This window comes from Changchengzhania lutea, from assembly GCF_006974145.1.
GTDB lineage: Bacteria > Bacteroidota > Bacteroidia > Flavobacteriales > Flavobacteriaceae > Changchengzhania > Changchengzhania lutea.
Genome location: NZ_CP039456.1, coordinates 1,957,816 through 1,978,257, shown reverse-complemented (window position 1 = coordinate 1,978,257; position 20,442 = coordinate 1,957,816). Strand labels below are relative to the sequence as shown.

Genomic DNA, 20,442 nt, shown 5'->3' with positions numbered 1-20,442 from the left:
CCTTATGGATTTTAAAATTAGAAATGCGAGACAAGAGGACATGCCACAAGTGCTCCAATTAATTAAAGAATTAGCGGTTTTTGAAAAAGAACCCGATGCGGTGGAGGTGACCATAAAGGATTTGCAGCAGGATGGTTTTGGAGATCACCCAAGGTTTCATTGTTTTGTTGCAGAAGTAGCTGGGAACATTGAGGGTATTGCGCTGGTTTATAATCGTTATTCAACCTGGAAAGGAAAGGCGGTACATCTAGAAGATTTAATAGTAAGTGAAAACATGCGCGGTTCTGGCTTAGGCAAAGCCCTTTTGGATGAGGTCATAAAATACGCCAATAATCTGGGCGTCAAACGTGTAAACTGGGAGGTTTTAGATTGGAATGAACCGGCAATAAAATTCTATGAAAAAAATGGCGCTCGTGTATTGCGTGACTGGAATGTGGTGCAACTGAATGAAGCAGGTATTAAACAATATATTTCAAAATTATAAATGCAAGTATTTAAATTTGGGGGCGCCTCTGTAAAAGATGCCAATGGTATTAAAAATCTAGCGTCGGTACTTAAAAAAGTTGGGTATCAAAATACACTAGTTGTTGTGTCTGCCATGGGCAAGACTACCAATGCCATTGAAAGGGTTGTAAGGAATTACTTCAAAAATAAGAAAGAGCTTCAAAGTGCTATTCAAGACGTTAAAAAATACCATAATGACATTCTATTGGATTTATTTGATTCCGATATCCATCCCGCTTTTAAAAAAGTATCCACGTTTTTTGATGAATTAAATAGTTTTTTAAAAACAAACAAATCCCCCGATTATAATTTTGTTTATGATCAAACCATTGGTTTTGGGGAATTGGTTTCAACAACCATTATAAGTGAGTATTTGAATGCCATTGGGTTAAAGAATTCGTGGATGGATGTGCGCCATTATATAAAAACCGATAGTTATTACAGGCGCGCCAATGTAAATTGGGAAGCCACGCAAAGTGAGATTAAATCCCGTTTTAAAAGTTCTGTTTTAAACATTACCCAAGGATTTTTAGGCAGTGATGCCAACAACTTTACTACTACGCTTGGCAGAGAAGGGAGTGATTATACCGCAGCTATTTTTGCCTATTGTTTAAATGCTGAAAGTGTCACTATTTGGAAAGATGTCCCAGGCGTTTTAAATGCAGACCCCAGATATTTTGAGAACGCCCAACTGCTAAACACGTTATCGTATCGTGAAACTATTGAGTTGGCCTTTTATGGCGCTTCGGTAATTCACCCTAAAACCCTACAACCACTTCAAAGGAAAGAAATACCACTATATGTAAAATCTTTTTTAAACCCAGAGGATGTGGGAACTACCATTGGTAAAAACAAATCTTTAGACCCCAACGTGCCTTGTTTTATCGTTAAGAAAAATCAAGTGCTTATTTCATTATCTTCATTAGACTTTTCATATATCGTAGAAGAGAATATTAGTGAAATTTTCAGTTTGTTGCATGCTTATAAAATGAAGGTTGATGTTATTCAAAACTCTGCCATCAGTTTTTCAGTTTGCGTAGATAATATGTATGACAATTTAGAAGCTTTATTACTTCATTTAAAAGCAAAATTTAGAGTGACCTATAATGAAAATGTATCGCTTTATACCATACGGCATTACAATGCCAGCGCGTTAAGCCAAATTGAAACAGGCAAAAATGTACTTTTAAAACAATTAACACAAGAAACCGTTCAAGTAGTAACTAAATAAACTATTTAGTACATTTACAACCATGACCAAACAACAAGATACAGGACTGGTAACCGCTAAAGAAGTCGCAAAAGCCATTCAGCTAGAAAAGTATGGTTTTATAGGCACTTTTATAGGTTGGATTCTTATGAAAGTTCTAAAAATATCTACAATTAATAAAGTATATAAACGGCATAAGCATCTTAGTGAACTGGACTTTTTAGATGCAATATTAGACGATTTTCAAATCAAGTTCGAAATACCAGATGAAGATTTAAAACGGCTCCCAAAAGAAGGCGCTTATATTACAATTTCCAATCACCCACTAGGTGGCATTGATGGCATTTTATTGTTGAAATTGATGCTTGAACAGCGTAAGGATTTTAAGATTATAGCCAACTTTTTACTGCATCGTATTGAGCCCATGAAACCTTATATCATGCCTGTAAATCCTTTTGAGGATAGAAAAGATGTGAAGTCGAGCATTACGGGTTTCAAGAATTCTATTCTGCATTTAAGGGATGGGCATCCTCTTGGAATTTTTCCTGCGGGCGAAGTTTCCACGTATAGAGATGGGAAATTAGTGGTCGATAAGCCTTGGGAAGAAGCCGCCATCAAACTCATTAAAAAAGCCGAAGTCCCTGTAGTACCTATTTACTTTCACGCTAAAAACAGCAAACTTTTTTATAAACTTTCAAAATTAAGCGATACGTTTAGAACCGCTAAATTACCTTCGGAAGTATTAACGCAAAAGCGACGAACCATTAAGGTTAGAATAGGGAAACCTATTTCAGTTTCCGACCAAAAAGAACATGCGACCATTGATGAGTTTTCAGAATTTCTAAGACGAAAAACGTACATGCTTTCTAATGCCTATGAAAATAAATCTAAGATTTTAGATAATATTTCATCCACATTAAAAACACCCAAAATACCAAAACGCATTGTGACGCCTATTAATACGGCCGTCATGTTAAAGGAGATAGAGACGCTGCGTGAGTTTGATTCGCGATTATTAGAAAGCAAAAATTACGAAGTCTTTTTAGCACCCGCAGATAAAATCCCTAATATTCTTAGGGAGATCGGGCGCTTGCGCGAAATCACCTTTAGAGAAGTTGGTGAGGGTACTAATGAAGCCATAGATCTGGATACGTTTGACACCTATTATCACCATCTGTTTTTATGGGATAACGAGCGTAAATTAATTGTCGGTGCCTACAGAATGGGACTGGGTTCTAAAATTTTTGAACGCTATGGGATTGATGGGTTTTACCTTCAAGATCTGTTTAGGTTTGAGCCCGAATTATATAAAATGATGAGCCAGTCCATAGAAATGGGGCGCGCTTTTATAATTAAGGAGTATCAGCAAAAACCCATGCCGTTATTTTTATTATGGAAAGGTATCGTTCACATTACATTGCGCTACCCAGAACACAAATTTTTAATTGGAGGTGTAAGTATTAGTAACCAGTTTTCAAATTTCTCAAAATCGTTGATGATTGAGTTTATGAAATCGCATTACTACGACCCGTATATTGCGCAATATGTGCATCCCAAAAAAGAATTTAAAGTTAAACTAAAAGACGCCGACAAAGATTTTGTTTTTGATGAAACCGAAGCCGATTTAAATAAGTTTGACAAAATTATTGACGAGATAGAACCTGGAGCTTTGCGCCTACCGGTACTCCTGAAAAAGTACATAAAACAGAATGCAAGATTGGTTGCGTTTAATGTAGACCCCTTATTTAATAATGCCGTAGACGGCCTAATGTATATTAAAATTGCTGATTTACCTGAAAGCACCGTACGTCCTGTTATGGAAGAGTTTCAAGAGGAACTGGAGCGTAAATTCTCTAATGGAAATGGACATACCTAAACACAGTTTTTTTTTGATGTTGTTTGCCCTTTTCTCATTTTCGGGAAATTCACAGGCGATTACTTCGACGATATTGGAAGAATATTCTAAACAACCTCTTGAAAGTGTTTCAGTATACTATGATGGTACAACTATTGGCACAGTTACCAATCAATTGGGTGAATTTTCCCTTTCAAATGATATTCCAACACAAGCAGCGATAGTAATTAGCTACTTAGGTTACGAGACGCGCTATTTTAATCAAGAACAATTAAAGGAGCGTAATACCATCTTTCTGAGGGAAAGCGCATTAAGTCTTGATGCAGTTGTTTTGGAAGTCGATCCTTGGTCAAGGAAGAAAAAATTAAACATTTTTAGAAGGGAATTTTTAGGAAGGGAAGTCTCTGCAAAAGATTGCAGAATTTTGAATGAAGCGGATATCAAATTGATTTATCAGCCTTCATATAATCGGTTAATCGCACATTGTGAAAATCCAATCGTAATAAAGAATCGCTATTTAGGATATGAGCTCAGATACCTCTTGGTAGATTTTGAAGTGCAATTTGCCAGGGGCACTTCTGGACTACGGTTTACTGAGAGTGTTTATCTGGTTGGTTCTACAGCATTTAAAGAACTTAACGACAAACCAAGAAAACGCCATTTGAAGGCTAGAGAAATCGAATATTTGGGTTCCTCATTGCAATTTATGAGAGCGCTTACAAGAAAAAATTTGGAATCTAAAAAGTTTCGATGCTTTATTAATGATACCGTCGCAAAATCTGAACTCTTTTTCCCGGTGAACCCTTACGATTATTTATTGATTAAAAATGATAACGCTGAGTTTACAAAAGTGAACATGAACTTTAAGAAATTAGTTGTTCAATATGATCAAAACAGGCAATCTGCTCTAATTCCACAAGACGGTGCCTCCGAATTTAAAATTGACGGCTTCGGAATTCATTCACCGCCTACAGCAGTTTTGTTTTCTGGTGATTTTGGAGTTAAACGCATTGCAACCCTTTTACCCTTAGATTACGAACTCGAAAGTCCATAATTTATATGTGTTTTTGTACAAAATCCTTAAAATATAGTTTAATTTCCTCCCGTGCTTTTAAAAAAGCGACATGCTTTTCTTTATCGGTGCCCACTAACTTTGAGGGATCGTAAAAATTATGATGTAAAAAATCTAATAAAAGAATTTCTTGAAACCAACTATCCTTGAGGTAGAGCCATAGAGAAACCAGAGATAACACCGCTTCGCTACAAGAGTCAAAAAACTAGAGTGTTTTTGTTTTGGCTCTTGATTCTAAAAGTCTTGAATCTGTTTGCTATACCCAACGTAGAGCCTCAGGGAATTTCATGGATTAAGCTTTTCCCCTAAAACCAGGGCTTATTGCCAACTTGATAGGTTGTATAAAATTCCTCATCTGTTTTAGTTAGGTAAATAATCCCCTCTACAAATCCGATCACCCATGCTATACCAGATGTAATGCCACAGGTTACAAAACCTAACAGCCCTAATACGAGCAAAATTATCCCTTCTTTATTATAGCCCAAAACGAATTTATGAATGCCAAAATAGCCTAATACAATCCCCAAAACCCCAGCTAAAACCTTTTTGTTCTCGCCCTTGGATTTATCAAAAGTATCTCGAGCACTTTCTGCAAACTCTGCTGCGCTTTCCTTGGCCTCGTGTGCAAATTCCTTGGCTTTTTCACCTGCTTTTTTAGCACCTTCCTTAGCATCGCCTAACATATCATTTAGGTCATCGCTTAAATTTTTATCATCAGACATGGTTATGATTTTTAATTTCAGCATTAAAGGTACAAAAAAATCAAATCCAATAGATAATTTGACTGTTATCCAAACAACATAAGAATTCCACCAAAAGCGGTTACGATGAGAATAAAACGCCTATAGTTAATATTGGAGACTAACTTAACGATCGCTACACCAACAAAAAAACCTACTATAATGACTGGTATTAAAATGCTATTTAGAATCAAGGTCTCCTTGGTAACCGTTTTCCAAGCGAAGATGTGAAATGGTAGTTTAAACACATTGATAATGAAAAACAACCAAGCGGCGGTTCCAATAAATTCATTTTTTGGAAAGCGCATGGCCAAAAAATAGATATTAGAAATAGGCCCTGCTAGGTTTCCAATCATGGTCGTAAACCCCGCCAAAAAACCTGTAGAGATTGAAAAAAATGTGTTCTTAGGTACGGATTGGGATTTTCTGTTTTCAGAATAAAACATAATCCCTACGGATACGATAATGATGATCGCCATCATTTTTTTAAAAACAGCTTCCGAAATATCATTCCCTACCCAGACACCAACTAAAACCCCCACAATCATCCAAGGCATCAGTTTTTTAATTATGTTCCATTGTGCATGCCGGTTATAATATATCACTGCAAAAATATCAGCACAAATTAACAAGGGCAATAAAATTCCAGTGGACGCCTTTTCCCCAAAAACAAACGCAAGTATCACAACAATAATAATGCCTATCCCTTTTATTCCTGATTTTGATAGGCCCAATAAAAACACGGCAACCCCAATGGCCATCCATTGTATTGCCGTTAAATTATAAGATTGGAGTATATCTAAAAAACACCAATTACAACATAAAATATGCTTAAAATTAGTTTCTATTGCACCCATATATCAATATAAAATAAAACCGTAGCTAAGGCCATGCTTAGATTTTCTATCTCATCTGGGCACACTATAATTCAAATTTTTTCAAGCCCATTTTAAATTATAATTGGTATAATACAATTATTTTTGGTTAAAACGCTAATTGCCAAAGCTACAAAAAAGCGGCATCTACAGGTTCCCAAAGCTCAATTTTATTCCCGTCGTTGTCTAAAATCCAACCAAACTTACCGTATTCGTATTCTTCCACATCACCAATAATGGTCACCCCTTCGTCTTTTAAAACTTTTAATAGTTCATGCAGATTTTCTACCCGATAATTAAACATGAACTCTTTTTTCGAGGGTTCGTAATATTCAGTATCTCTAGGAAATGGAGCCCATTGGGTTGAACAATCATTCCCGTCTTTGTCCTTCCACCAAAACGTACAGCCATAATCATCGGTATTGAACCCTAAATGTTTTTTGTACCATGCTTTTGATGCTTTTGGGTTGTTGCTTTTAAAGAATACTCCGCCAATGCCCGTTACTCTATTTTTCATCTGTTTATATTCATTGTTTTTTATCTGTTAGATGTAACATCCATATAATCATTCCGCTATGTGTCGAAAATCTAGTAATGCATGTTTCATTTACTTATTTTTAATTGTAGATTCGTAAATTTCTATCCATTCTTCCGTGCTCACCTTAGCCGTTAATTCACCTATAAGCCCAAATGGAATATCGTCCATTTTTTTAAAACGGATGCAACTTTTGCCCATATCTAATTTGTATTTACAACATGTAGTATATTCAGATGTAAACCAATTTAAGAGTTCATTTTTAGTATAGAGCGTCATACTATAAACGGCGATAAAGTTTTTTTGAGAGGCTAAATTCATAAAAGGTAAGGGTAATTTAGGATTGCAATGATAGCCATTGGGATATACGGAATGCGGAATAACATAGCCCAACATCCCATAGCTCATGGCTTCCTCAACCCCTTTTGGGAGATTATCTAAAATTTGCTGTCTTAGCTTTTTTACAGGTTCTTTTCTGTTTTCTGGCAATTCATCAAGATACTGCTGGGGTGTTGTGGCGTTTGATTGCATAGAATATTATTTTTTTTGAAGGATTAATCCAGAAATCAGGGAGATAATAAAGCCAATGAGCACTACAGTAAACCACATTAGAAGGGCCATAAAACTCGAACTTCCGTAATCTTCCATTTGTTTGGTGAGTTCCACTTTTTTAACCTGAAACTCTTCTGGTGGCAAGGTGTTTTCCATCATGCTTAAGTTCGCCTCCAAATATTCGGAAACAAAGTCTGGATTAATCATGGTGGTATATATATAATCTGTAATGCCAACACCAATACCCACTAATACGGAGATGAGCAAACCAATCACTAAGGCTTTTCCTAATGATATTTTTCCATGATTTACTTGATCTCTATAATGCTTTATTCCAAAAAAGACAAAAGATAAAGCAGCTACCATGGCCGTGTAACCAATAACTTCCTGTGTAGAATAACTTAGACCTTTACCAAAAAAAACAGCAGCTGCAAAAACAAGCAATCCCGCTAATAAGCCAAAAAAACCATACTTAATAATTGTGTTTTTCATTTTAATTTTATTTTTGGTTATACGTGTTGATCAATAAGAATCACATTATTATCTGGGTCAAATAAAACCATGCTTGCAGGACCAGTGGATGTTTCGTCGGCTTCCCTGTCGAGTGCAATACCCTTACTTTTTACATGTTTCTGAATTTCCCGAACATCCGTAAAATCACCTAAGGCATTTGCACTTTCATCCCAACCTGGGTTAAAGGTTAAAATATTCTGCTCAAACATGCCATGGAAAAGACCAACTAAGGCGTTGCCATTTTTCATAATGAGATAATTCTTTTCCATATCGCCAGCAAAAACGCTAAATCCAAGATTTTCATAAAACCTTTTGGACGTTTTTAGGTCTTTTACGCTTAAACTGACTGAAAATGCTCCTAGTTCCATATTCCTATAATTTAAATTAATATCCTATTCAAAGCTACAAATACGAGTGATATAGCGCTCATACTAAAGTACCAAAACATATGTGCAACAGTCTAAAAGTATAAATAATTTGATAATTTGATAATTTTTGGCAATTTGAAGGGCTTGCGTTCTGCGTTTGGCATTTAGTTTTATCAACAGATTGGACACGTGGGTTTTTATTGTGCTTTCTGATAAAAATAGTTTATCAGCGATTTCTTTATTAGAAAGCCCTTCTGAAATAGCCTGAAGCACTTCATATTCACGAGTAGTAATATCTAACTCACTAATTTTTTGTTGATCAATTTCTTTTGAAGCATCTGTATTTTTATGAAGACTTTTTTTATTGATATAAATTCCAATTATTAAAAACACCAGCGCCACAATAGCTACTGTGATTTCCGTTTTCAAATTTCCAGAAGTAATGGAATACGTGCTGATTTGAAACAGGAGTACAAGCGCCAAAATGAGTAGTGAAAAAACAATGATCGTTTTCTTCATGGCTTAAAATTAACAAAATTATGCAGTTTTTAGATTTTATTTTATTTATAATTAAACGCAACCTTTTAGATTTTTTGCATCTATACTATACAGTGCCAAAACCATTAACCATGAAATTAGCCAACATTTTTTCTTTTTTAATTCTAACATGTATTATTGTTTGTACATCCTGTAGCGCAGTAGATGAAACCCCACTAAAATCCTTTGATTCAGTTGCCAAAGGACGTGAAGTTGTTGCTGCAAATAATCAATTTGCTTTTTCCTTGTTCAAGGAAATATCCGAAGCCGAAGCCGAAAATAATTTCATGATTTCCCCTGCAAGCGCCTCACTAGCTCTGGGTATGGTTTATAATGGTGCCGCAGGCGAAACCCAACAGGCTTTTTCGGATGTATTTAACTATGGCAATGTCACTTTGGAGGAAACTAACTTGATAAACCAAAACATCATAAATAACCTTATTAACACATCTTCTGGAACAATATTCGAAATCGCGAATTCGATATGGGTCAACAATACCTTTCCCGTAAAGGAAACTTTTATTGAAACCAACAAAGCATATTATTTTGCCGAAATACAAAACAAGGACTTTAATGATCCAGAAACTTTGGAAACCATAAATAATTGGGTTTCCAATAAAACTTATGGAAAGATTCCTAAAGTTCTAAATGAAATTTCGCCAGATGCAGTCCTGTATGCCATTAATGCGCTTTATTTTAAAAGTGATTGGAAGTATCGTTTTAACCAAGAAGACACCAAGTCGCTACCTTTTCAACTAGATGATGGCACTGTAAAGCAAGTAGATATGATGTCTATGGAACAAGATTTAGAGTACTTTTCCAATGCGGTATTTTCTTCAGTTAAAATTCCCTATAAAAACGATAAATATTCTATGACACTAATGCTACCACATACCAATAAAGCTGTCAATGACATGATTGGAACCATGAACAATGAAAACTGGAAAGCGTGGCAAGGCAACTATAATGTCCAAGGCTTAAAAATGACCATGCCCAAGTTTACATTTTCCTATGAGAAACTATTTAACGACGCTCTAACTAATTTAGGTCTTGGCATCGCTTTCACTGGAAGCGCAAATTTTAGTGGCTTAAGCGATATGGGTACACAAATTTCATTTGTATTACAAAAAACGTTTATAGATGTCAATGAAACAGGTACGGAAGCTGCTGCAGTAACAGTGGTAGGCATAGAAGTTACTTCTACCAACGGCCCTAAACAGTTTTTATTAGATAGACCTTTTGTATTTGTTATAACAGAAAAGGAAACTGGCTCCATTTGTTTTATGGGGAAAGTGGCGATTCCAGAGTACGAGGAATAAAATTGTCATGGGTTCAATTTAAAGGGTTTTCATATTTTACAATCATTGTTGTCCGATTAAAAATAGTTCATTTAAAGAAAACCTTTGCGAACACAAGGTTTTAAAGGCTTATAAAAAAGAGGGGCTTGCTTTTTGCGATTACTGAAAAAATTTATTTTTTAGAAAGTTATGAATTTAAAGGTTACTGTTTATCAATTAGTTACAATCAAGTCTTTGTTCTTGGTTCTAACAGCAAAGCGGTCTTGATTCTTTAATCAGACAATAATGTTTTATAATTAACAAAATTTCGCTATAATCTTATCAACTATGGTTTGTGCCAATTTTTCTTTGCTTTCAATGGTCCAACCTGCAACATGAGGTGTTAATAAGACTTTTTCTGATTGAATTAAATATTGAAACGCTTCTGGTAATTCTGAAGAAAACAAGTTTTCAAAGGATGCTTTTTCGTATTCTAGAACATCCAAGCCAGCACCAAGAATTTTACCGGATTGCAAGGCTAAAACCAAATCTGAAGTCACTACGCTTTTACCCCGCGCCGTATTTATAAACCAAAATGGCTTTTTAAATTGATCAATAAATTGGCTATTAACCATATTTAATGTCAATGGAGTCTCAGGAGTGTGCAGACTTACCACATCCACTTTTTCTTGAAATTCTGATAGACTGACTTGTGTCGCTCGGGCATCTCCAACTCCCGCCTTAATATCATAACACAGCACTTCAATATCGAAACCTTGTAATTTTTTCGCAAATGCTTTGCCCATATTGCCATAACCAATAAGTCCCACCGTTTTACCATCAAGCTCTATGCCTCGATTATCTTCTCTTAGCCATTTGCCTTGTCTAACCTCAGCATCTGCTTTGTTTAGTTTATTAAATAACGATAGCAACATACCCAGAGTATGCTCGCCTACGGCATTTCTGTTGCCCTCTGGTGCTGCAATGAGCTGTACGTTTTTTTCTGCTGCATAGTCACAGTCAATATTTTCTAAACCAGCACCAACACGGCCGATAAATTTTAGGTTTTTTGCGGCATCTAAAAACCGTTTATCAATAGAAAAACGGCTCCTGATAATGATGCCATCATAAGGTTTAATTTTTGCCTCAATCGCTTCTTTTGAAGAAGTATAGTCTTCATGATTTGTAAAACCAAAACTGTTTAACTGCTTTATTAATAACGGGTGGTTGGTATCTAGATGAAGAATTTTCATTTAAATTTTAGGATAGTGGGTTTGGGTTTTCTCATGTTTTATCTGCCCTGTATGTGCTGTGCTCAATTTTTCGAATAGCAAAACATGAACTTCTTCGTCATTTTTTGTATATGGATTATGTGCCACACCTTTGGGAACTACGATAATTTCACCTTCATGAACCACCTCGGTTCTATCTGCGAATTGCATATACAAAGTGCCTTTAATGACTTGGAAAAGCTCATCCTCATCATCATGAGTATGCCAAACAAACTCACCTTTTAATTTAGCCAGTATGACTTGCATACCATCCACAATGGCGATTTGATGCGGGTGCCAATTTTTGTTGAATTTGGAAAACTTCTCTTTAATATTTATAGCATGCATATTGTAAAATTACAAAGTTTTGCGTTAGGGATTGTAGTGGAAATCCTTTTTATGAGGCACGAATAAAAAGATTGTAGCGGAAAGCCCGACCGGTTTAATGAATAGATTTCATTAAACGGGGAACGCCCAAAATATTTAAAACCCGATAATAGCGCCAGCAATGACAAAAAATAAATAAATACCCAGAATGTCATTACTTGTTGTTATAAAAGGACCGGTGGCAATGGCGGGATCAATCCCGCGTTTATCTAAAATGATAGGCACAAAGGTACCTACTAAGGCGGCTACCACAATGACCGTCATCATGGATATGGCAATGGCCAAACTCTCTGTGACATTTTGCCCGATAACGAAGCCAAACAACATGACCAGTAGTGCTAGTGCAAAACCGTTTATTAAACTTAATCCAACCTCTTTTAGCAGCCTATTTATTAAACTTCCTTTCACATTGTCGTTGGCTAAACCTTGAACTATAATAGCGCTGGATTGCACCCCGACGTTTCCTGCCATGGCGGCAATTAACGGTGTGTAAAAAAATAATGAGGGCACGGTTTCCATGATGTGCTCATAGTCTTTCATGATAAAAACACTACCTAAACCACCAAAAAGCCCTAGCACTAACCATGGCAATCGTGCTTTGGTAAGCTCCAGAATACTATCATCTGCCTCAACATCCTGTGTAATACCTGCTGCTAGTTGGTAATCTTTATCGGCTTCTTCTTTTAAAACATCTACGATATCATCAATGGTGATGCGACCTAAAAGAATTTGGTTATCGTCTACCACTGGGATGGCTTCCAAATCGTACTTTGTCATGATTTTAGCCACTTCTTCTACATTTTCACTCACATTTACGGAGTCGACACTTGAAATGAAAATATCGGCAATTTTTTGTTCACTTTTGGCAACAATAAGATCTTTTAAGGATAAACGCCCAATAAGTTTTTCTTGCTTATCTACCACATAAATTGAATGCACCCTTGTCACATCCTTTGCCTGCCCTCTAATTCTGCGTAAGCATCCAGCCACCGTCCACGTTTCATAAACCTTTACGAGTTCTTTTGCCATAAGGCCTCCGGCGGAATCCTCATCATACGCTAAAAGCTCTGTGATTTCTGCTTTGTGCTCTTCATCTATAATATTAGAAATGACTTCTTCCTGACGCTCATCTGAAAGTTCAGCAAGAATATCGGCAGCATCATCGGTATCTAATTCTTCAATTTCCTCTGCAATTTCTTTGGATGAAAGATTTCTTAATACTTTTTCTCGATTATCTTCATCGAGCTCCATTAAAATGTCTGAAGTCGTGTCTGAGTCGAGCAATTTAATGATATAAACCGCTTGGTCTAAATCTAACTCGTCTAGAATTTCAGCAATATCTGCGTAGTGAAAATCGTCTAATAATTTATGAAGTGCCTTATCATCGTTAGTCTCAAGAAGTTGTTCTACTTGCTGAATAAGTGCATCGTTGAGCTTGAATTGTATGTTCTCTTTTTCTTCTAACAAATGGCGTGGCATTTTATTATTCTACACGTCTTTTTCAATCAATTTTGTAAGCTCAATAAACTCTTGAACACTTAATTGTTCTGGACGTTTGCCAAATATAACATTTGCTTTTAAATTATCTGATAAATTGAAGGTTTTTAAACTGTTTCGAAGCGTTTTTCGACGCTGTTGAAACGCTGTTTTAACGGTCTTAAAAAATAGTTTTTCATCACATGGCAAGGTGTAATTTTCCTTTCGAGTAAGCCTCAAAACACCTGATTCTACTTTTGGTGGCGGATTAAAAACGCTTGGTGGCACGGTAAATAAATATTCGGCTTCATAAAAGGCTTGGACTAAAACTGATAAAATCCCATAAACCTTACTACCTTCTTTAGAACAAATGCGTTGCGCCACTTCTTTTTGAAACATCCCAGAAAACTCTGGGATTTGGTTTCGCATGTCTAGGGTTTTAAAAACAATTTGAGTTGAAATGTTATAGGGAAAGTTCCCAATAATACCGAACGGTTCGTCTTTGAAAACAGTGTTTAGATCATATTTTAAAACATCTTGTTCTATTATTCTTGGGGCTAGATTTAAATAATTGGCTTGTAGATATTCCACCGATTCTGTATCAATTTCGATGACGTAGGTAGTGATGTCTTTTTTAAGTAAGTATTTAGTGAGCACACCCATACCTGGACCAATTTCCAGAACGGTATCATAGCCTTTTAAGGTTAGGGAATCGGCTATGTTCTGCGCGATGCCTTCATCATTTAAAAAATGCTGCCCTAAATATTTTTTTGCTTTGACGTGATGCCGGTTGTCGTTGTTTCTCACGGAATTTTGAATATTTTGAATACAAAAGTAACCTATTAAATATAGATTGTTACCTGCACAATTAGGATTGGCTATTTAAAGTCCACCGTATACTCATCGATAATTTGAAGTTCTGTTCTAAAGGCGAGCATTTTATCGGCGAATTTTTTCATGCCTTCATTTCTTAATTTATCGGCATCTTCTTTATAATACGCATCCAGAGCTTCACGAGAATACGACCTGTACTGAATGGAATAAGTGACGCCACCCATATCTTCTTCTACCAAAACTTTTGTAAGTGTGGCTTTGTCAAATTTTCCAGTTGCCAATACCTGAGGAATATGTTTCTTGATCCAAATTAACCAGTCGTCTTTTATCGATTCTTCAATATTTACGGTAACGTTGTATATGTACATTTAATATTGATTTGTTTTTTGTTGATTTGTTTAATTGAAATATGCTCTAATTAATCTAAAAATCTAACCTTCTAATTAATCGCATCGCCACGTAATGCCCTATATTTTTTTCTAGCTTCAACAAAATAAATACTATCGGCATAGTTGAAAATAATTTCTTGATATAAATCTTTGGCTTTTTCTGGTGCATTTAAATAGCTTGTATAAAGTTCGGCCAGTTTAAAATAGGCATCATCGGCTAAAATACCTTCTCTATAGTTGGCAATTATAGATTCGTAATTATGTTGTGCTTTTTGATATTGCTGTTTATTTTCATACAATTGCGCCTGCATAAACAAGGCTTGTGCTACAATAGGCTCGGTTTTATGGGTTTCAAGAATTGTATTTAATATGGAAATCGCTTCGTCGTTCTTATTCTGAAATGCCAACAAATCTGCTTTGGCATATAACTTTAATGCGGTTTGTAAAGAATCTTCGTATTTGTTATCTGATATAAGCAGTTTTAAATAAAGCGCATCATTGGCTATAAGTTGCGATGTGGATGCTTTTAGAATTTTAAGTTGAGATTCTGCCCATTTAAAATCGCCTTTATAATAACTCGCTTTGGCAACTTTAAACCTCGCTTCTTGAGAAATACTACTGTTTTTAAGATTCCGTTGAATTTGGGTGTAGTAAATAAGGGCTTGATTAAAGTTTTCTTGCAAGACCAAAATATCCCCCAGTTCTAACTTCACCTCTGCTTTTTGTAATTCTGTTAAGGGAAGCATAAGGGTCTTTTCTAAGAAGTTTTTTGCCCTTTCTGTTTCATTCATATAAAAGGCCAAGAAATGCGCATAGGCAATTTGCAGTTTTAAAGTCTGCGAAAATGTACCAAACTCTTTAAATAGATTCAAATACTTGGTATCTATGTCCTTGTAATTGTCTTTAGTATTAGACTTTATTTCTAATTGTAACAAAGCATAATGTGCTTTTAAAAGTGTGTCTGAATCCTGTGCGGTATCTATAATGAAATTGAAAATTGTTTTGGAAACCTCAAGGTCATTTTCATGAGATGCCATGGTTCCTAATTCTACAATTCTGCTTAAACTTTCTGGTTGTCTATTAAAAATAGCTTTCTCTTGAATAAATGCTTTATTAAAATCTTTTTGTTGAATAAATAACCAACTCAACATTTCATTCCAAAGGATGTTTGGTTTTTTTTGATTTTTTTTAAGCAACATTTTCCTCAACATTACATTGCTCTCACTTTCAGCATTTTCACTTATAAAATCATTCAAAGCACGTTTGATGTTATTAATGGCAATGGGATTGGATTCTGCAAAATTGAGATAGCTGTTAAACATTTTTTCTACATGTCCTTGTTCGCCATAGATTTGTGCAAGCTGTAAATAGAAATTAAAGTCTGGTTTAATAACCATGGCTTTTTCATAAGCAATAATGGCTTCATTTAAAAGGGAATGGTTCTGAAAATTTTTAGCTACTGAGAATACATTACTCACATTATTATCAATACTTTCTAAAGCTTGTTGGTAATATATATTAGCATTTTTTAAATCATTTTTAAGTTGGAAATTATATCCCAATTCCACAAGAAAAGCTGGATAGTTGACACGTTTTAACAAGGTGGTTAGAAATGTTTCTGAATCATCATATTGCTCTAACTGCTGATGGGAACTAACAATTTGGTTTATATAAATAATATTGGATTGTGACTTCGCGTAAAGTTTTTTATATTCTAATAAAGCCTTTTCATAATCTCCATTTTTGAAGTATTCCTTAGCAACAGCATCTTCCTGCGCCCCGAGCTGAAGCGCTATTAATGTGCAAAAAAGAATTAAAAATTTCATGAAATAATTGCTATATGTTAAATGCTTTGGTACAAACCGATCTAGTTTTGACGAATTGATATGCCTTTATATGGTAAATATAACACTTAGAGTTTGCAGATATTGCAAATATTTTGATAAAAAAATGCCCGAATATAATTCGGGCACTAACCAACCAAAATAGTTTTTCTATTAACCACCGTTCTATAAAAAACGATAAATCACTCGATTGGGGACAGTCTTAAAAAATTAAATAAATCCCTATTTACTTCTAATTGCTGCGGTCTTATTTTCAGGTTTGACAATTTCGAAATCTGAAAATAAGATTTTACTAGCGCAAAAAATAAGAGTAATTAAGATCAAAATGCGTTTTACATTTTTCATGGTTAGTAGGTTAAGTAGATTTTGGTCCTGCTAACTTCTATAATATATGTCGAAATGCAAAAGATTTTTAATAAAAATCGTTGAACAACGTTTTTTATTTACACTTTATCGGATAAAAATTCAAATTTAGATATATTATGTAAGATTTTTATCAATATTTAATCAATTTTACTAAATCCTGTATAGGCTTGTAAAACCTCTGGAATAACAATTCCGTCAGCGATCTGGTAATTCTCTAAGATGCCTGCAAGCACTCTAGGAAGTGCTAATGAACTGCCATTGAGCGTATGCGCCAACTCATTTTTACCATCGCTATTCTTGAAACGTAATTTTAAGCGATTTGCTTGAAATGTCTCAAAATTAGAAACCGAAGAAATTTCTAACCACCTATCCTGTGCCGTAGAAAACACCTCAAAATCGTAAGTCAATGCAGCGGTAAACCCTAAATCCCCGCCACATAATCTCAATATTCTATAAGGTAATTTTAAGTCTTGTAAAATGGACTTTACGTGTGCGACCATGCCATCTATAGCCTTATAAGAATTACTTGGGTGCTCCACGCGAAGTATTTCTACTTTATCAAATTGGTGTAATCTATTCAAGCCTCTTACGTGTGCTCCGTAACTACCTGCTTCCCTTCTAAAACAAGGCGTGTAGCCAGTAATACCAATGGGTAACTCGATTTCATTTAGTAAGGTATCTCTAAAAATATTAGTCCCCGGAACCTCAGCTGTAGGAATTAAATATAAATTATCCTCAGTAACGTGATACATTTGACCTTCCTTATCTGGCAATTGTCCTGTACCAAACCCTGATGCTTCATTTACCAAAAGTGGTAACTGATATTCGGTATACCCAGCTTCAGTATTTTTATCTAAAAAGTAGGCAATTAATGCGCGTTGTAATCTTGCACCTTTGCCTTTATATACCGGAAAACCAGCTCCTGTAATCTTGTTGCCCAACTCAAAGTCGATGATATCATATTTCTTTGCAAGCTCCCAATGCGGAATGGCACCATCAAATAATTTGGGAATCTCGCCTTCTCTAAAAACCTCTTCGTTATCCTCCTCTGTGTTGCCTGCTGGAACACTTTCGTGTGGCACGTTGGGGATTTTATAAAGTATCTCTGTCAACGATTCCGATGTTGCATTAAGTGCTTCATTAAGCGTTTTCGATGCTTCTTTCAACTGACTTGTTTTTTCTTTTAAAAGATTCGCCTTTTGTACTTCCCCACTTTTGTACATCATGCCAATTTCCTTTGACAATGCATTAGATTCTGCCAAGGTATTATCTAATGCTGTCTGTATACGGCGGCGCTCTTCATCTAAGGCAATAACCTCATCAATGGTTTCAGTAACATCTATATTACGTTTTGCCAATCGCGTTATAACCAAATCTCTATGTTCTCTAATAAATGGTACTTGTAACATTTGTGGAAAATTTAAGCCACAAATTTAGCGAATTACAAAGAGAGTCAAGCACTATTTTTTACTTTGATTACCGCCTTTTATATAACAGCAATCTTAGAAGACATATTCCTGTAGAATTTATGAAGTATCAATTTTTAACAGGGCCTTGATTGTAAGGCAAAATCCAAGTATTGTGCTTAAAAATTTCCCATTTCGCATGAGCTAAATCCACTTCTGAATCAATGAGTTTTTTATAAGGCCTCCCGTTTACTTTTACTTGGCAGTCTACATAGACCGATATCTCCTGCCCTTGCGCCTCAAATTCCTTTCTAAGGTATTGTGAGAATTGCCAAATCGCGTCTGGTTTTACACTTGCGGTGCGTATTTGCTTTTTAGTTAAATACTCATCCAATTTAACATAGCTCGTCTCACCAGTTGTTTTATTTTCAAGCCTGTAATTGGCAACTCCACTTTTAGATCTCAGCATCATGCGCCAAGACAATCGGTGGCCTTCTTCGGTCCAAAGCACATTACCTTTAATAACATGCTGCCGCAAAGGCAAAAGCATTTGAAAAATAAAATAGATTGAAAAACCCAGAACAAGACTGTTTCTATAACTTGGAACGATGATTTCATCCGCGTTGTAAAAGGGTTTCTTCTTTAAAAATAGTTTTTGAATGGTTCTTGGTTCGAAAAAGAACAATGTAAATGCTAATGACAAATAAGGAAAAATACCGATTTGAAATATGAAGGAATTAAAGAGATGAAAGAAAATAGATATTATAAAAGCATATTTTCTCGTGCGCTTATATAACAGTGCCGGAATTATCAAGCCGTCAAATAATATGCCTCCATAGGCTAAAATATAATGCACCCATTTTAGTTGAAGCACATCGCCCACTACATAATAATCAGCTTTGCTTTTCATCAGAATCTCCATAACAGTGGTATCCAACCAATCTGGATAAAACTTGGCAACCGATGCGTATGTATAAACAATAAACAATTGAACCACAAAAATTAATCGGCACCATTGTGGCATAGAAATACTTCTTAATTTTGGATTTTGTTTTACATCTATTGAAGCGTATTTATTTGCTGGTAAAACCACCATAATACTACTTAATAGCATCAATAAATAATAGTGGTTGTTATAGGATGATTTCTGCATTAAATACGTTGCCGACCACATGACAGTAAAACCTATCATGCTCAATCGGTATTTGTAGCCTACCATGATCATCAAACCGAAAACACCCATTATAGCATAATAGATGTACATGCCGTTTCCAGGCAACGGTTGCAACCATTCGAAGCCTATAAATGAAAATGTGAATTCTGGAATTATTAAGGTGCGTTTTATCCATCCCGTAAAGATCGCGCCAACCGACTCTAAAAAGCAAAGCAGCCCAAAAATAATACGAAATACAATTAAAGCCGAATTGTCTATATGTTTAAAAAGCCATTTATTAAGCATGGTGCAGCGCGATGTATTTAAGTGCTATTTCCTTATCTTTTAACAATTGATATTTTAAATCGTCCACATGGTCAAATTTTTGCTCATCGCGAAGACGTTCTAACAGTTCTACTTTAATAAACCGTCCATAAATATCGCTACTAAAATTAAAAAAATGGATTTCAATAGTTTCCTTTTCTCCATGTACTGTTGGATTAACCCCAATATTCATCATTCCATAAACAAGCTTATTGGCTATTGTAGCCCTCACAATATAGGAGCCTTGTTTTGGGATCAATTTATAGTCTTCTTTAATGTTAAGATTCGCCGTTGGGAAATCTAATTGTCTCCCTAAACCTTTGCCCTTAACCACCTCCCCATGAAGCATAAAATTATACCCCAGGAAAGCGTTTGCTTTAGAAATATCGCCAATGCTTAAAGCACTTCTAATTTTTGTAGAACTTACAGCAACTGCATCAATGTCCTTAGCTGAAATTTCTTCAACTTCGAAATTATAGAGCGTTCCAAAATGCTTTAAATCTTTAATACTAGCGTTTCTGTTTCTTCCAAATCTATGGTCGTACCCAATAATCACTTTTTTAGCATGAAGGGTATCTACTAAAATTGTTTTAACAAAATCTTCTGCCGAGAGCCGTGAAAATTCCTTGGTAAATTCCTTGACCAATAAATAATCCAATCCTAAATCATCCAAAATATCGCGACGTTCTTGAATGGTATTTATCAATTTGATATTGGAATCTTTTTGAAGCACCATTCTCGGGTGTGGAAAAAAAGTAAGGATAACCGACTTCAGGTTGTGCTCCTTGCCAGTAGCAATTAAACGGTTAATTATTTTTTGATGGCCCACATGAACACCATCAAAAGTACCAATGGTAACCACGGTAGCATCCGAGGCTTTGTAAGTTTCAATATTTTTTACTTCACTCATAAAAAACGTTCAATTGCTAATTTCACCAAAAAAAGTTAGATTTG

Annotated in this window: 21 protein-coding genes; 5 read left to right on the top strand and 16 right to left on the bottom strand. The window is 35.4% G+C overall.

The annotated features are described in order from the left end of the window. The first annotated feature begins 4 nt into the window (after positions 1 to 4). The 4 genes from FAF07_RS09065 to FAF07_RS09050 are packed head-to-tail and all read left to right on the top strand — an operon-like array spanning position 5 to position 4,623. A complete protein-coding gene (locus FAF07_RS09065; protein WP_142784805.1) occupies positions 5 to 484 on the top strand; it encodes a GNAT family N-acetyltransferase in 480 nt (159 codons plus the stop codon). Continuing rightward, a complete protein-coding gene (locus FAF07_RS09060) occupies positions 485 to 1,735 on the top strand; it encodes an aspartate kinase (RefSeq protein ID WP_142784804.1) in 1,251 nt (416 codons plus the stop codon). 22 nt (positions 1,736 to 1,757) lie between these two features. After that, positions 1,758 to 3,590 (top strand): GNAT family N-acyltransferase, encoded by a 1,833-nt coding sequence (locus tag FAF07_RS09055; RefSeq protein WP_142784803.1) that lies wholly within the window; start codon positions 1,758 to 1,760, stop codon positions 3,588 to 3,590. Beyond that, positions 3,577 to 4,623, top strand: coding sequence for a carboxypeptidase-like regulatory domain-containing protein (locus FAF07_RS09050; protein ID WP_185956550.1), 1,047 nt, complete (start codon positions 3,577 to 3,579; stop codon positions 4,621 to 4,623). Before FAF07_RS09055 ends, FAF07_RS09050 begins: the two co-directional genes overlap by 14 nt. A gap of 323 nt (positions 4,624 to 4,946) precedes the next feature. Here the strand turns inward: FAF07_RS09050 and FAF07_RS09045 are convergent, their stop codons facing one another. The 7 genes from FAF07_RS09045 to FAF07_RS19020 all read right to left on the bottom strand — a co-directional run bounded on the left by FAF07_RS09045 (position 4,947) and on the right by FAF07_RS19020 (position 8,743). Further along, complete coding sequence (locus FAF07_RS09045) at positions 4,947 to 5,363, bottom strand: TM2 domain-containing protein (RefSeq protein ID WP_142784801.1); 417 nt, start codon at positions 5,361 to 5,363, stop codon at positions 4,947 to 4,949. A gap of 65 nt (positions 5,364 to 5,428) precedes the next feature. Beyond that, positions 5,429 to 6,238 carry a sulfite exporter TauE/SafE family protein gene (locus FAF07_RS09040; protein ID WP_142784800.1) on the bottom strand — a complete coding sequence of 270 codons (810 nt, stop codon included), beginning with the start codon at positions 6,236 to 6,238 and terminating at the stop codon, positions 5,429 to 5,431. Positions 6,239 to 6,386: 148 nt separating this feature from the next. Next, on the bottom strand, positions 6,387 to 6,773 hold the full coding sequence (locus tag FAF07_RS09035) for a VOC family protein (RefSeq protein ID WP_142784799.1): 387 nt from the start codon (positions 6,771 to 6,773) through the stop codon (positions 6,387 to 6,389). A gap of 90 nt (positions 6,774 to 6,863) precedes the next feature. Further along, a complete protein-coding gene (locus FAF07_RS09030; RefSeq protein ID WP_142784798.1) occupies positions 6,864 to 7,322 on the bottom strand; it encodes a DUF1801 domain-containing protein in 459 nt (152 codons plus the stop codon). A 6-nt stretch (positions 7,323 to 7,328) separates the two neighbouring features. Next, positions 7,329 to 7,835: a DUF4199 domain-containing protein gene (locus FAF07_RS09025; RefSeq protein ID WP_142784797.1), complete on the bottom strand. Its 507-nt coding sequence runs from the start codon at positions 7,833 to 7,835 to the stop codon at positions 7,329 to 7,331. A gap of 17 nt (positions 7,836 to 7,852) precedes the next feature. Then, positions 7,853 to 8,224 (bottom strand): VOC family protein, encoded by a 372-nt coding sequence (locus FAF07_RS09020; RefSeq protein ID WP_142784796.1) that lies wholly within the window; start codon positions 8,222 to 8,224, stop codon positions 7,853 to 7,855. A 63-nt stretch (positions 8,225 to 8,287) separates the two neighbouring features. Continuing rightward, entirely contained in the window at positions 8,288 to 8,743 is a 456-nt protein-coding gene (locus FAF07_RS19020; RefSeq protein WP_142784795.1) for a response regulator transcription factor, read from the bottom strand. Positions 8,744 to 8,853: 110 nt separating this feature from the next. Here FAF07_RS19020 and FAF07_RS09010 point away from each other — a divergent pair, with 110 nt between their 5' ends. Continuing rightward, a complete protein-coding gene (locus FAF07_RS09010) occupies positions 8,854 to 10,080 on the top strand; it encodes a serpin family protein (RefSeq protein ID WP_185956549.1) in 1,227 nt (408 codons plus the stop codon). A gap of 275 nt (positions 10,081 to 10,355) precedes the next feature. On the opposite strand, the gene FAF07_RS09005 is transcribed toward FAF07_RS09010, so the two are convergent. The 9 genes from FAF07_RS09005 to FAF07_RS08965 form a co-directional block, all read right to left on the bottom strand. Then, on the bottom strand, positions 10,356 to 11,291 hold the full coding sequence (locus FAF07_RS09005) for a 2-hydroxyacid dehydrogenase (RefSeq protein ID WP_142784793.1): 936 nt from the start codon (positions 11,289 to 11,291) through the stop codon (positions 10,356 to 10,358). After that, complete coding sequence (locus tag FAF07_RS09000; RefSeq protein WP_142784792.1) at positions 11,292 to 11,657, bottom strand: cupin domain-containing protein; 366 nt, start codon at positions 11,655 to 11,657, stop codon at positions 11,292 to 11,294. It abuts the gene before it with no gap. A gap of 135 nt (positions 11,658 to 11,792) precedes the next feature. Next, positions 11,793 to 13,175 carry a magnesium transporter gene (gene mgtE, locus FAF07_RS08995; protein ID WP_142784791.1) on the bottom strand — a complete coding sequence of 461 codons (1,383 nt, stop codon included), beginning with the start codon at positions 13,173 to 13,175 and terminating at the stop codon, positions 11,793 to 11,795. 9 nt (positions 13,176 to 13,184) lie between these two features. Next, complete coding sequence (rsmA, locus tag FAF07_RS08990; protein WP_142784790.1) at positions 13,185 to 13,979, bottom strand: 16S rRNA (adenine(1518)-N(6)/adenine(1519)-N(6))-dimethyltransferase RsmA; 795 nt, start codon at positions 13,977 to 13,979, stop codon at positions 13,185 to 13,187. 71 nt (positions 13,980 to 14,050) lie between these two features. Next, positions 14,051 to 14,374: a DUF4286 family protein gene (locus tag FAF07_RS08985; protein ID WP_142784789.1), complete on the bottom strand. Its 324-nt coding sequence runs from the start codon at positions 14,372 to 14,374 to the stop codon at positions 14,051 to 14,053. 71 nt (positions 14,375 to 14,445) lie between these two features. Continuing rightward, positions 14,446 to 16,221: a tetratricopeptide repeat protein gene (locus tag FAF07_RS08980; protein WP_142784788.1), complete on the bottom strand. Its 1,776-nt coding sequence runs from the start codon at positions 16,219 to 16,221 to the stop codon at positions 14,446 to 14,448. A gap of 521 nt (positions 16,222 to 16,742) precedes the next feature. Beyond that, positions 16,743 to 18,014 (bottom strand): serine--tRNA ligase, encoded by a 1,272-nt coding sequence (gene serS / locus FAF07_RS08975; protein WP_142784787.1) that lies wholly within the window; start codon positions 18,012 to 18,014, stop codon positions 16,743 to 16,745. A gap of 127 nt (positions 18,015 to 18,141) precedes the next feature. Beyond that, positions 18,142 to 19,470: an HTTM domain-containing protein gene (locus tag FAF07_RS08970; RefSeq protein ID WP_142784786.1), complete on the bottom strand. Its 1,329-nt coding sequence runs from the start codon at positions 19,468 to 19,470 to the stop codon at positions 18,142 to 18,144. Then, the gene (locus FAF07_RS08965) at positions 19,463 to 20,398 is read right to left on the bottom strand and encodes a bifunctional riboflavin kinase/FAD synthetase (protein WP_142784785.1); all 936 of its coding nucleotides are present in this window, start codon (positions 20,396 to 20,398) and stop codon (positions 19,463 to 19,465) included. Before FAF07_RS08965 ends, FAF07_RS08970 begins: the two co-directional genes overlap by 8 nt. Between the last annotated feature and the right edge of the window lie 44 nt (positions 20,399 to 20,442).

Bases quoted from the DNA above. Each gene is read 5' to 3' on its own strand.
- FAF07_RS09065 (WP_142784805.1), top strand. From the start codon at position 5: ATGGATTTTAAAATTAGAAATGCGAGACAAGAGGACATGCCACAAGTG.
- FAF07_RS09060 (WP_142784804.1), top strand. From the start codon at position 485: ATGCAAGTATTTAAATTTGGGGGCGCCTCTGTAAAAGATGCCAATGGT.
- FAF07_RS09055 (WP_142784803.1), top strand. From the start codon at position 1,758: ATGACCAAACAACAAGATACAGGACTGGTAACCGCTAAAGAAGTCGCA.
- FAF07_RS09050 (WP_185956550.1), top strand. From the start codon at position 3,577: ATGGACATACCTAAACACAGTTTTTTTTTGATGTTGTTTGCCCTTTTC.
- FAF07_RS09045 (WP_142784801.1), bottom strand. From the start codon at position 5,363: ATGTCTGATGATAAAAATTTAAGCGATGACCTAAATGATATGTTAGGC.
- FAF07_RS09040 (WP_142784800.1), bottom strand. From the start codon at position 6,238: ATGGGTGCAATAGAAACTAATTTTAAGCATATTTTATGTTGTAATTGG.
- FAF07_RS09035 (WP_142784799.1), bottom strand. From the start codon at position 6,773: ATGAAAAATAGAGTAACGGGCATTGGCGGAGTATTCTTTAAAAGCAAC.
- FAF07_RS09030 (WP_142784798.1), bottom strand. From the start codon at position 7,322: ATGCAATCAAACGCCACAACACCCCAGCAGTATCTTGATGAATTGCCA.
- FAF07_RS09025 (WP_142784797.1), bottom strand. From the start codon at position 7,835: ATGAAAAACACAATTATTAAGTATGGTTTTTTTGGCTTATTAGCGGGA.
- FAF07_RS09020 (WP_142784796.1), bottom strand. From the start codon at position 8,224: ATGGAACTAGGAGCATTTTCAGTCAGTTTAAGCGTAAAAGACCTAAAA.
- FAF07_RS19020 (WP_142784795.1), bottom strand. From the start codon at position 8,743: ATGAAGAAAACGATCATTGTTTTTTCACTACTCATTTTGGCGCTTGTA.
- FAF07_RS09010 (WP_185956549.1), top strand. From the start codon at position 8,854: ATGAAATTAGCCAACATTTTTTCTTTTTTAATTCTAACATGTATTATT.
- FAF07_RS09005 (WP_142784793.1), bottom strand. From the start codon at position 11,291: ATGAAAATTCTTCATCTAGATACCAACCACCCGTTATTAATAAAGCAG.
- FAF07_RS09000 (WP_142784792.1), bottom strand. From the start codon at position 11,657: ATGCATGCTATAAATATTAAAGAGAAGTTTTCCAAATTCAACAAAAAT.
- mgtE (WP_142784791.1), bottom strand. From the start codon at position 13,175: ATGCCACGCCATTTGTTAGAAGAAAAAGAGAACATACAATTCAAGCTC.
- FAF07_RS08985 (WP_142784789.1), bottom strand. From the start codon at position 14,374: ATGTACATATACAACGTTACCGTAAATATTGAAGAATCGATAAAAGAC.
- FAF07_RS08980 (WP_142784788.1), bottom strand. From the start codon at position 16,221: ATGAAATTTTTAATTCTTTTTTGCACATTAATAGCGCTTCAGCTCGGG.
- serS (WP_142784787.1), bottom strand. From the start codon at position 18,014: ATGTTACAAGTACCATTTATTAGAGAACATAGAGATTTGGTTATAACG.
- FAF07_RS08970 (WP_142784786.1), bottom strand. From the start codon at position 19,470: ATGCTTAATAAATGGCTTTTTAAACATATAGACAATTCGGCTTTAATT.
- FAF07_RS08965 (WP_142784785.1), bottom strand. From the start codon at position 20,398: ATGAGTGAAGTAAAAAATATTGAAACTTACAAAGCCTCGGATGCTACC.